The following is a 9,244-nucleotide window of genomic DNA, read 5'->3' as shown; positions in this document are numbered from 1 at the left end:
CACAAATCAGCTGCATTATTCACCGTTCATCGTATTGGTAAAATTGAATGCTTTAAACACTTGTTCCAATTTGTTTACGATATCCAATGCCAATAACCCGTTCCCTTCGGCTGTTTTCGGATAGCCGAGCGGTACAGTGCGCCGCACCAGCTGCGCATAAAGCTCCGCTTCAGTGAGTACCCGATCAAATTCTTTTTCTGCTATATTTTTGACTAAGACGAGCGCTCCGGAAATATGAGGGGTTGCCATTGACGTGCCTGACAAATTTGCATACTTGTTACCGGGAAAGGCCGAATAAATGTTAACACCAGGCGCCACCAAATCGATTTCGTTATTGGTATTGCTGAAAGGTGCAATCTTTCGGCTAAAATCGACAGCCCCAACTTGAATCACTTCCCGGTAAGCGCCGGGATAAGCAAACTCGTCAGTAATCGGGCTTGCGTCGCCTTCATTTCCAGCAGCACATACAATCGGGATGCCTGCGTCTACCGCCCGTTTCACCGCTTCATAAAGTTCCGGAACATTATCGGGTCCACCGAGCGACATCGAAATGACGCTCGTTTTTTCTCCGTTCGGCCCTGTCCAATCCACCGCAAAGTTAATGCCGTTAATAATGCCTGCATAGTCCCCGCTTCCTTCGCCATTCAGCACTTTTAAAATGAGCAAATAAGCTTCCGGAGCGACTCCTGCGATGCCGGTTCCATCTTCTCGAAACGAAGCCGCTGCAGTTCCTGCCACATGGGTACCATGGCCGTTATTATCTTCAAAGTTTGCTTCGTCGCTATTATAATCTGAAGTGAAATTCCGGCCAGCAATAATCCGGTCTTGCAAATCCGGATGGTCCGACTGGCAGCCAGTATCTAGTATAGCAATGACATTGCCTTTTCCTTTCTCGGCTTCCTCCCATACTTCAGGAGCTTGAATCATTTGAACTCCTTCTGGAATTTGGGGGGCAACAGGAGCAATTTCTTCAATACGGTAAGGAATCAAATGGATATTATTCATTGGTTTTCCTCCTTTTTACTGACTGCCAAGACCCGACATTTCCCTTATCCAATTCTCTTCCGCTTTCCCTATTCCTGCTTTAATTAAACCGAAATTTTTTCTTGGCAAGAGCCCTCTGGCTTTTCACAGCCAGCAGTGGCATGATAGAAATTATTACTAACCTGCAGGAGGTGTACACATGGTCATTCGCTATGAAAACCAGTTGCCCAATAAATACGCTTTTCATGATTTATTCGAAACGACAGGCTGGAATGTAAAATACGCCTTTACTCCAGACGATTTGTTTAAAGCCATTAGCCATAGCTATTTTATGGTATGCGCTTATGAAGGAGAAAATTTGGTTGGTTATGGCCGCGTGATTTCCGATGGCGTTTACCAAACTTTTATCGGCGATATGATTATCCATCCGGACTTTCAGCAAAAAGGCATCGGCAGCCGTATTTTGACAGAGCTTATTGAAAAATGCCAGAAGGATGGTATGAAATGGATCCAGCTTACAAGCGCCAAAGGCAAAATGGGCTTTTATCAAAAATTCGGCTTTGAAGCTCGGCCAGACGACGCTGCCGGAATGCAAAAATACTTGTAAACAAATACAAAAGCCGGGCAGCTGAAACTGCCCGGCTTTTTATCGTTGGCCCACTCAGTTTTTAATAAACTGAAGCCTTTGATTAAACAACGTTGGATAAGACAAAAAACCGAGCATGGAACTGGTAAGCGCAGCAGTCGTCAACAACAGAAACATGATCAGCAATTGAAATTGAACTGCCTGGATTGGATCTGCTCCGGCGATAATTTGGCCGCTCATCATACCAGGCAATTGAACAAGGCCAACCGTTTTCTGGCTTTCGATCGTGGGAATCATACTGGCTTTGATGGCTTGAAGCAATTGATTGTGAATCGCTTGTTTCGGCGTTCCGCCGAGCGACAAAATCAATTCCGTTTCATCTTGGCGCGATTCGACTTCCGCGGTGAAGCGATTGAGAAAAAGGATTGCCAGTACCATCGAATTGCCGATGACCATGCCGCTGATGGAAATGATGTATTGCGCAGTCGGCGGTGTAATGTGGAAGCCAAGCAAAACGCTTTGCGTCAGCACTTCAACAAACGTCAACGTAACGGCGACTTTCCAAACGATGCCTTTGATGGCTGCCCCTTTTTTCTGCGCATTGTGTGTAGCTGCTGCAATCATCAGCCCGACCATTAAAACTATATACAGCAAGCTTTCCGAATCGAAAACAAATTTCAAAACGAACCCCACAGCCAGCAATTGGACAATCGAACGCAGCGTCGCAATGGTGGTGTCTTTCTCCAAACCAAGTTTCAGCGTTTTAGATAACACGAGCGGAATGGCCACAAAGATCAACGTGATCGACAAGGTTCCGTAACTCACAGCGCCCCCCCCTTAACAAAACGTTTCACTTTTTCAGTGGCCGGTGCTTCTAATAATGTACTTTCTCCCATTTCAATGACTTCGCCGTCCATCATGACCCATGTGAAATCCCCGATTGCCAATGCTTGGTGGAGGTTATGGGTAATCCAAATGATGGTCGTGCCGTACTTGCGGTTTATGTTGCAAATCAATTCTTCAATTTCCTTTAGCGACGTGCGGTCTAACGAAGATGTGATTTCATCAAGCAGCAAAATTTCCGGCCGGTTGACCAGCGTTCGGGCAATGGATACTTTTTGGCGCTGGCCGCCAGACAACTCCGTTACTTTGTGCGGAAGAAACGTGTCTTCCAGTCCGACATCTCGAAGCAACTGCTTTGCTTCACTCATTTCCAGCTTTTTACCTTGAAGCTCCAGGGGAAGCGCCAAATTTTTATAGACGCTGCCGCTGATCATAGGAGCACTTTGCAAAGCTATGCCGACAAGCCTGCGCAAATCAGTCGGTTCAAACTGATCAATCTTTTGCCCCTTAATAAAAATTTCGCCTGAACGAGGCGACAGCAAGCTATTGCATAATTTCAGCAACGTGCTTTTCCCCGCTCCGGACGGACCGACTAAGGTGGTGATTTTGCCTTTCGGAAAAGAACCTGTTATTCCCTTTAAGATATGTACGTCTTTCACAAAATAATCAACGCGTTCAAATTGTATGGCAGACTCGCTGCGGTTTGGCATAAGTTCACTTCCTTCTAAAAATAAAACAGCACACGAATAAGTGTGCTGTTTCCGCATTACGCTTCTTCTAATTTCCGTGCAGCGAATTCATCATTCATTTTCAAGAAATATTCGCCGCCTTCGTCGATATGTTTCATCCGCACCATAATGTCGCGGAACAGCTTTTCTTCTTCCATCTGTTCTTCAATAAACCAATCCAAAAATGATAAGGTAGAATGTTCCTGCAGTTCATCGGCCAGCGTCACCAGTGCATAAATATTGCTGGTAACGTCTTTTTCTTGGGCAAGGGAACTTTCGATAACGTCCATGGCATCTGCAAACTGATTTTTAGGTTCACTTAATGCTTGAAGAACCGGCTTTTCATCCATAGTAATTAAAAAATCATAAAACTTCATTGCATGAAGGTGTTCTTCTCTTGATTGAACTAAATAGAAATTGGCGAATCCATGATACCCTTTTTTCGAAAAATAAGCCGCCATTGCCGTGTACGAATGAGATGCTTGCAATTCATTGTTAAATTGATCGTTCAATGCTAATGCTAATTTTGCTGGTAACATATTGTCTTCCTCCTTTTTCTTATTTAGAATCATTCTAATGTAGACAATATACCATACTAAGTGAAGCTTTGTAAAACAAGTCTAAATATTCATTTGAAACTTTTCACTTACTTTTAGTAATCAGTTGTAGTATGATAACTTTAATTAAGAAAAGCAATACTATTAGGAGGTCATTATTATGGGAGAAATGAGATTAGAACCAAATGTGTTTGCAGTGTTAAAAGATAAGATCCAATTGATCAAGTCTGAAGAAGGCGCCATTTACTTGGTGGGCCCTATTCGCTTGCCCGTTGATTTATATGGCGAAACGGTTGTTTTCAACTGGTATTGCTGGCTTAATTATGATGAAGTGACCGAAGATTATGAGAGCATCATCCAAAAACTTTCTTCTTCAAATCTAGCCGAATACCAGCAGTCCAGCGTACTGGTCTATGGGGATTTCGAACAGTCGGATGATGCGTTGATCCGCATGCATTCCATTTGCCACACAGGCGATATTTTTGGCAGCAAGCGCTGCGACTGCGGATTCCAACTAAAAAATTCCATGAAGCAAATCGTGGAAAACGGCACGGGCGCATTGTTTTATTTGGCGAATCACGAAGGACGCGGAATTGGGCTTTTCAGCAAAGCGATGGCTTATGTGCTTCAAGAAAACGGCTACGATACCGTCGAAGCGAATGAAAGCCTTGGTTTTGTCGACGATTCCAGAAATTATGGCGATGCCATTGCCGTGTTGAAAACCTTGCGTTCAAAACCCGTTACCCTTATTACCAACAATCCGAAGAAATTGGCCGCGCTTGAAAACGCAGGGCTTCCAATGAAAGGCCGGATTTCCATTTGGGGAGATGAATCCGAATTCAACTCGAACTATTTGCAGACGAAAATCAATCGCTCCGGCCATTTGAAAAACGAGGAGGCCGTTGTCCATGCCGCACCATGAGTTTTACATGGACTTGGCATTAAGCAATGCCCGCAACATGAAAGGCCAAACCGACCCAAACCCGCTCGTCGGTTCTGTTATCGTCAACGGGGGGCGCATCGCAGGAATTGGCGCCCACTTGAAAGCCGGCGAACCGCATGCCGAAATCCATGCCATTCGCATGGCTGGAGAACTTGCGCGCGGCGGCACCATTTACGTGACGCTTGAACCGTGTTCGCATTATGGCCGGACAGGTCCATGCGCCCAAGCCATCATTGATGCCGGCATCCAGAAAGTTGTTGTCGCTACGCTCGATCCCAACCCGCTCGTGTCCGGAAATGGCGTGAAAATGCTGGAAGCTGCCGGCATTGAAGTGACAGTGGGCGTCCGGGAAGAAGAGTCTCAAAAAATGAACGAGGTTTTCAATAAATTCATCGTTGAAAAACAGCCGTTTGTTACGTTAAAAGCCGCTTCAACATTGGATGGCAAAATCGCCACCCATTCTCTAGACAGCAAATGGATTACATCGGAAGCAGCGCGACAGGATGTGCATCAGCTGCGAAGCGAAAACATGGCAATTCTTGTGGGCATAGGAACTGTAATTGAAGATGACCCCGAGCTGACCGCCCGTGTTCCAAATGGGCGCAATCCGCTTCGCATCGTTTTGGACTCGTCTCTTCGCATCCCACTAGATGCTAAATTAGTCAGAGACAGGTTGGCGGAAACATGGATTTTCACGAGCCAAACCTACGATCAAGCAAAACGGACTGAGCTCGAAAGCGCTGGCATCTCCATTTTTGATACCAGCGGACAAACACGTGTGGACGTTCAAGAGGTCGTTCGCACGCTTGGCGAAAAAAGCATCTCTTCCCTTTTCCTTGAAGGAGGAGGCACCATCCATGCCGCATTTTTGGAAAAGGGCCTCGTTGATAAAGTGGTGGTGTATTTTGCACCCAAGCTTATTGGCGGCAAACAAGCCCCAACCTTTATCGAAGGAGAAGGCATCGCTTTGATGAAAGATGCCGTGGAACTGACAGACGGCGAATTCGAAAAAATCGGGAAAGACTTTAAATTTACAGGTTACCCTGAAAAACGAGGTAATGCGAAATGAGATTTGGTTTTGATATCGACGATACATTAATCGGCTTGCGCGAATTTGCTTTTCACCTTTACCAAAAAAAGTTGGCGCAAGAAGTGCCCATCGCTGCTTTCCGCGCCTTAAATCGTGTGGAAATCCACGAACCGTTTGGGTTAACGGACCTGCAAGGAAAAGAGCTTTGGAATGGTTTATTGGAAGAAATTTATTTCACTGACTGCCCGCCTTATTCCGGTGCAGTCGAATGCCTGCAGCGGCTTCATGCAGAAGGGCATGAAATTTACTATATAACTGCCCGGACGTCTATCCATGGCGAAAACACGAAAACCTGGATGAAAAAGCAAGGCTTTCCGGTTCAGGAAGATCGCTTTTTTTGCGGCATGAAAGACGCAGAAAAAGTGGAAACCATCAAACGCTTACAGCTTGATTGCTATGTCGATGACAAGCCTGAAGTACTCGATACGTTAGTTGGCACGCCAGTAAAGGCGATTGTGAAAGACCAGTCTTATAACCGAGAGTTGGAACTGCCGCGTATTTTTGAATGGGCCGATGCAGACGAATTGCTCGGGCAGAAAATTTAATGCAGAAAAAAAGTGGTTCCAATGACTGGAACCACTTTTTTTCATTCCATTTTATCTTTTTCGCTCAAGCCGCTTGTGCTGAAGGCATCATCGATATTGTCGAATCGTTCGAGCCGCGTTACTTTGCCGCCTTTGATTTCCATAAACGTGTAGACGATCACATGGCCGTCTTCGTTTTCCCAAACGCCTTCTTGTTCGTAAAGAACGCAATGATCGTTTGCATACCGGGTTATCGTTGTTAACGTTACGCCGGCTCTTTCCATCCACTGCGCAAGCAAGTCATGGCCAAATCCGCCTCCGCCCGGGCCCCTCATTTCAATGTTATGATCAGATACTTGCAGTACCCCTTTTACGTCTCTGGCATTTACTCGGTCCACCCAGACATCAGCTGTTTGAATTACGTTATCCATCAGAAGCTCCCCCTTCATCTTCTTTCAGTAATTCACGTTTTTCAACTTTTTAAAGACCGTAACAAAATGGCCCGGATCCGCATAGACTTTGTAAGCCACTACGCCGCTATGGGTATGCAAATACAATAAATTCGCTTCATCTGAAAAAGACCGATAGGACATATCCCATACGTTCGCCAAATTAAACTCTGTGGTGGATGCTGTCAGTGCATCTTCGTATAAATGGAGATTGTGCTCGGTTTGGACGATTTTCATTTCACCCGCTTCAATAGAGCGTTCGGTATCAATATACGTCAGCGTTGACAACACAGTGGAATTGGCCATTTCGGATTGCCCCCATCGTTTCGTTTTCAGAAAGTTTACCGCATTTGGCCATGTTCCTCAACCTCTGGCTGCTTATCCCTTTTTAAATGCTTCATTGCTTAAATCGCCGTTGACGCCAATAGCGGCAGCACTGCCTTCCCCTGCTGCGATGATCAGCTGAGAAGGAACGATCAACGAAGCATCTCCTGCCGCATACACGTTCCACACATTGGTCCGGCCATATTCATCGGTTAGAATGCCGCCGTAGCTGTTTTGTTCACAGCCCAGTTCATCAGCAAAAGGCGTGGAATGGCTCCAAGTCGGTGTGGTAAATCCGCCCACTCGGTCAATCAGCGTGCCGTCTTCTAACCTGACGCTCCGCAATTGCCCGTTTTCCCCTTCCAACCCGCTAATAATGTCTTCATATACCTTAATGCCTTTCTCAAGGAGGTTGGCTTTGTCTTCTTCTTCAAGCCTTCCCATACCATTCGTGAAAACTGCCAAATCATTGCTCCAGTTGTAAACTTTCTTAGCCAGTTCGTAAACCATTTTATCGGCAATCACCGCAAGCGGCTGGTTTTGCAATTCCCAGCCATCGCAATAAGGGCAGCTGAACAAACTCGTTCCGTAAAATTTTTCGATGTCTGGAATATTTGGCAGTTCCTCTTTCACACCGGCTGCTAAAATAATTTTGGTGCTGTGATAGGTTTCACCAGAAGCGGTTGTCAGCTGGTAATGCGTTTCGCTCAATCGTTCGATGTTTACGATTCGCTGTTTCTTCAGTTCCACGCAATCGTATTTCGCAATATCTTGGCGTGCCAAGCGCTTTAGTTCTTCCGGCTCGACGCCATCCTGCGTAATAAAGCCATGAGATTCCCGCACTACTAGGTTGCGTCCATTGTTGTCGTCAAAAAGTACGGTCTTTCTTCTTGATCTTCCTAAAACCAAAGCGGCATTCAGGCCCGCAGGCCCACCTCCGATAATTGCGCAATCGTATATCATCTCATCTCATCCATCCTTTTTAAAATCAGTTACTTCAAATCTTCCCGCTCCGCCTAGCAGCTAAACGATTTGCGGCTCGTTTCTTCGTTAATTTCCCAATAAAAAAGCCGCCCCCGAAGGAGCAGCATTCTTTATGCTTGTTTGGCTAAAAGCCCTGTCAACACTTCACTGAAAAGCGCATTTTCTTCCGGCGTGCCAACTGTGACACGGATGTGTTCCGGCAGTCCCCACGTTTTTCCGTAGCGGACAATAACGCCTTTTGCCATCAATTCTTTGTATAAAGTCTCGCCTTCCGTACCTACATGGACCAAGACAAAATTCGCCATACTTTCTGTATAAGCCAATCCTAGTTCACCAAAGACTTTGTACAGCTGCTCCCGCCCTGCTTTGTTGACTGTTTGGGAAGCCAGCACATGATCGGTATCCGTAATCGCCGCTGTTGCAGCAATTTGAGCCAGCGTGTTCACGTTGAACGGTTCTTTTACTTTCAAAATCGAGTTGATAATAAATTCCGGTGCAATTCCGTATCCGACGCGTACGCCGGCAATGCCGTAAATTTTCGAGAATGTTTGAAGCGTTAAAACGGGATAGCCCGCTTGGATGAATTCGATGCCGTTTGTGTAATCGGCTGCGTCTGCAAAGTGGCTGTATGCTGCATCAAAAACCACGAGCACACCTTTTACCGCATTGATTAATTTTTCAATATCAGCTTTTGCCATATACGTGCCCGTCGGATTGTTTGGGGTACATATATAGATGATTTTCGTTTTTTCGGTTACTGCCGCAATCATGGCATCTACATCAAACTGAAAATCTCCAACGAAAGGAACCGGCACGACTTTTGCACCCATAATATGAGCCCCAAAATCGTATTCGCTAAACGATGGCGAAGGCACGACGACTTCGTCCCCTTCTTCCAAAAAGGCTTCGGAAATCAACGTAATAAGTTCATCTGCCCCGTTTGTCGGAATGACTTGGCGGGGCGAGACGCCATATTCCGCTGCAATGGCCCCTTTTAATACAGCCGCATCCGCATCCGGGTAACGGTTGAGTTCAGCCAGCCCATTTTTAATGGCTTCAATTGCTTTTGGCGAAGGGCCAAGCGGATTTTCATTGGACGCCAATTTAATGACGCGGTCGAGCCCCAACTCTTTTTGGACCTCCCAAATCGGCTTACCCGGCGAATAAGGTTCAATAATGTCTAACATCTTGCGCGGTTTAATGTTGTTTGTCTCTGCCATAACGATTCCTCC

At 45.9% G+C, this 9,244-nt stretch carries 12 protein-coding genes; 4 read left to right on the top strand and 8 right to left on the bottom strand.

Annotated elements, in window-relative coordinates:
• Positions 1-15: 15 nt before the first annotated feature.
• Positions 16-1,005, bottom strand: a complete 990-nt coding sequence (locus ACRRQV_RS12020; protein WP_432531118.1) for a S8 family peptidase — start codon at positions 1,003-1,005, stop codon at positions 16-18.
• Positions 1,006-1,183: 178 nt separating this feature from the next.
• On the opposite strand from ACRRQV_RS12020, the gene ACRRQV_RS12015 reads away from it, so the two are divergent.
• A complete protein-coding gene (locus ACRRQV_RS12015) occupies positions 1,184-1,591 on the top strand; it encodes a GNAT family N-acetyltransferase (protein WP_432531116.1) in 408 nt (135 codons plus the stop codon).
• Between the two features lie 54 nt (positions 1,592-1,645).
• Here the strand turns inward: ACRRQV_RS12015 and ACRRQV_RS12010 are convergent, their stop codons facing one another.
• The 3 genes from ACRRQV_RS12010 to ACRRQV_RS12000 are packed head-to-tail and all read right to left on the bottom strand — an operon-like array spanning position 1,646 to position 3,680.
• Positions 1,646-2,395: an ABC transporter permease gene (locus ACRRQV_RS12010; protein WP_432531114.1), complete on the bottom strand. Its 750-nt coding sequence runs from the start codon at positions 2,393-2,395 to the stop codon at positions 1,646-1,648.
• On the bottom strand, positions 2,392-3,123 hold the full coding sequence (locus ACRRQV_RS12005; protein ID WP_432531112.1) for an ABC transporter ATP-binding protein: 732 nt from the start codon (positions 3,121-3,123) through the stop codon (positions 2,392-2,394). The genes ACRRQV_RS12010 and ACRRQV_RS12005 overlap by 4 nt, the downstream gene beginning before the upstream one ends.
• Before the next feature lie 56 nt (positions 3,124-3,179).
• Positions 3,180-3,680 (bottom strand): ferritin, encoded by a 501-nt coding sequence (locus tag ACRRQV_RS12000; RefSeq protein WP_432531109.1) that lies wholly within the window; start codon positions 3,678-3,680, stop codon positions 3,180-3,182.
• A 178-nt stretch (positions 3,681-3,858) separates the two neighbouring features.
• Here ACRRQV_RS12000 and ACRRQV_RS11995 point away from each other — a divergent pair, with 178 nt between their 5' ends.
• The 3 genes from ACRRQV_RS11995 to ACRRQV_RS11985 are packed head-to-tail and all read left to right on the top strand — an operon-like array spanning position 3,859 to position 6,276.
• On the top strand, positions 3,859-4,620 hold the full coding sequence (locus tag ACRRQV_RS11995; RefSeq protein ID WP_432531107.1) for a GTP cyclohydrolase II: 762 nt from the start codon (positions 3,859-3,861) through the stop codon (positions 4,618-4,620).
• Entirely contained in the window at positions 4,607-5,710 is a 1,104-nt protein-coding gene (ribD, locus tag ACRRQV_RS11990; protein WP_432531105.1) for a bifunctional diaminohydroxyphosphoribosylaminopyrimidine deaminase/5-amino-6-(5-phosphoribosylamino)uracil reductase RibD, read from the top strand. Before ACRRQV_RS11995 ends, ribD begins: the two co-directional genes overlap by 14 nt.
• Positions 5,707-6,276, top strand: a complete 570-nt coding sequence (locus tag ACRRQV_RS11985) for a 5' nucleotidase, NT5C type (protein ID WP_432531103.1) — start codon at positions 5,707-5,709, stop codon at positions 6,274-6,276. The genes ribD and ACRRQV_RS11985 overlap by 4 nt, the downstream gene beginning before the upstream one ends.
• 41 nt (positions 6,277-6,317) lie before the next feature.
• On the opposite strand, the gene ACRRQV_RS11980 is transcribed toward ACRRQV_RS11985, so the two are convergent.
• The 4 genes from ACRRQV_RS11980 to hisC form a co-directional block, all read right to left on the bottom strand.
• On the bottom strand, positions 6,318-6,686 hold the full coding sequence (locus ACRRQV_RS11980) for a nuclear transport factor 2 family protein (RefSeq protein ID WP_432531101.1): 369 nt from the start codon (positions 6,684-6,686) through the stop codon (positions 6,318-6,320).
• Between the two features lie 24 nt (positions 6,687-6,710).
• Positions 6,711-7,010: a hypothetical protein gene (locus ACRRQV_RS11975; protein ID WP_432531099.1), complete on the bottom strand. Its 300-nt coding sequence runs from the start codon at positions 7,008-7,010 to the stop codon at positions 6,711-6,713.
• A gap of 72 nt (positions 7,011-7,082) precedes the next feature.
• Positions 7,083-7,991 (bottom strand): NAD(P)/FAD-dependent oxidoreductase, encoded by a 909-nt coding sequence (locus ACRRQV_RS11970; RefSeq protein ID WP_432531098.1) that lies wholly within the window; start codon positions 7,989-7,991, stop codon positions 7,083-7,085.
• A 131-nt stretch (positions 7,992-8,122) separates the two neighbouring features.
• A complete protein-coding gene (gene hisC / locus ACRRQV_RS11965; protein WP_432531096.1) occupies positions 8,123-9,232 on the bottom strand; it encodes a histidinol-phosphate transaminase in 1,110 nt (369 codons plus the stop codon).
• Positions 9,233-9,244 lie beyond the last annotated feature (12 nt).

It is taken from the genome of Planococcus sp. YIM B11945, from assembly GCF_050864155.1.
Taxonomy (GTDB): Bacteria; Bacillota; Bacilli; order Bacillales_A; family Planococcaceae; genus Planococcus.
The sequence above is the reverse complement of the archived record's forward strand: the minus strand, read 5'-3'. Positions and strand labels throughout refer to the sequence as shown.

Excerpts from the sequence above, each read along its gene's own strand:
- ACRRQV_RS12020 (WP_432531118.1), bottom strand. The coding sequence starts at position 1,005 with ATGAATAATATCCATTTGATTCCTTACCGTATTGAAGAAATTGCTCCT.
- ACRRQV_RS12015 (WP_432531116.1), top strand. The coding sequence starts at position 1,184 with ATGGTCATTCGCTATGAAAACCAGTTGCCCAATAAATACGCTTTTCAT.
- ACRRQV_RS12005 (WP_432531112.1), bottom strand. The coding sequence starts at position 3,123 with ATGCCAAACCGCAGCGAGTCTGCCATACAATTTGAACGCGTTGATTAT.
- ACRRQV_RS12000 (WP_432531109.1), bottom strand. The coding sequence starts at position 3,680 with ATGTTACCAGCAAAATTAGCATTAGCATTGAACGATCAATTTAACAAT.
- ACRRQV_RS11995 (WP_432531107.1), top strand. The coding sequence starts at position 3,859 with ATGGGAGAAATGAGATTAGAACCAAATGTGTTTGCAGTGTTAAAAGAT.
- ribD (WP_432531105.1), top strand. The coding sequence starts at position 4,607 with ATGCCGCACCATGAGTTTTACATGGACTTGGCATTAAGCAATGCCCGC.
- ACRRQV_RS11985 (WP_432531103.1), top strand. The coding sequence starts at position 5,707 with ATGAGATTTGGTTTTGATATCGACGATACATTAATCGGCTTGCGCGAA.
- ACRRQV_RS11980 (WP_432531101.1), bottom strand. The coding sequence starts at position 6,686 with ATGGATAACGTAATTCAAACAGCTGATGTCTGGGTGGACCGAGTAAAT.
- ACRRQV_RS11975 (WP_432531099.1), bottom strand. The coding sequence starts at position 7,010 with ATGGCCAATTCCACTGTGTTGTCAACGCTGACGTATATTGATACCGAA.
- ACRRQV_RS11970 (WP_432531098.1), bottom strand. The coding sequence starts at position 7,991 with ATGATATACGATTGCGCAATTATCGGAGGTGGGCCTGCGGGCCTGAAT.
- hisC (WP_432531096.1), bottom strand. The coding sequence starts at position 9,232 with ATGGCAGAGACAAACAACATTAAACCGCGCAAGATGTTAGACATTATT.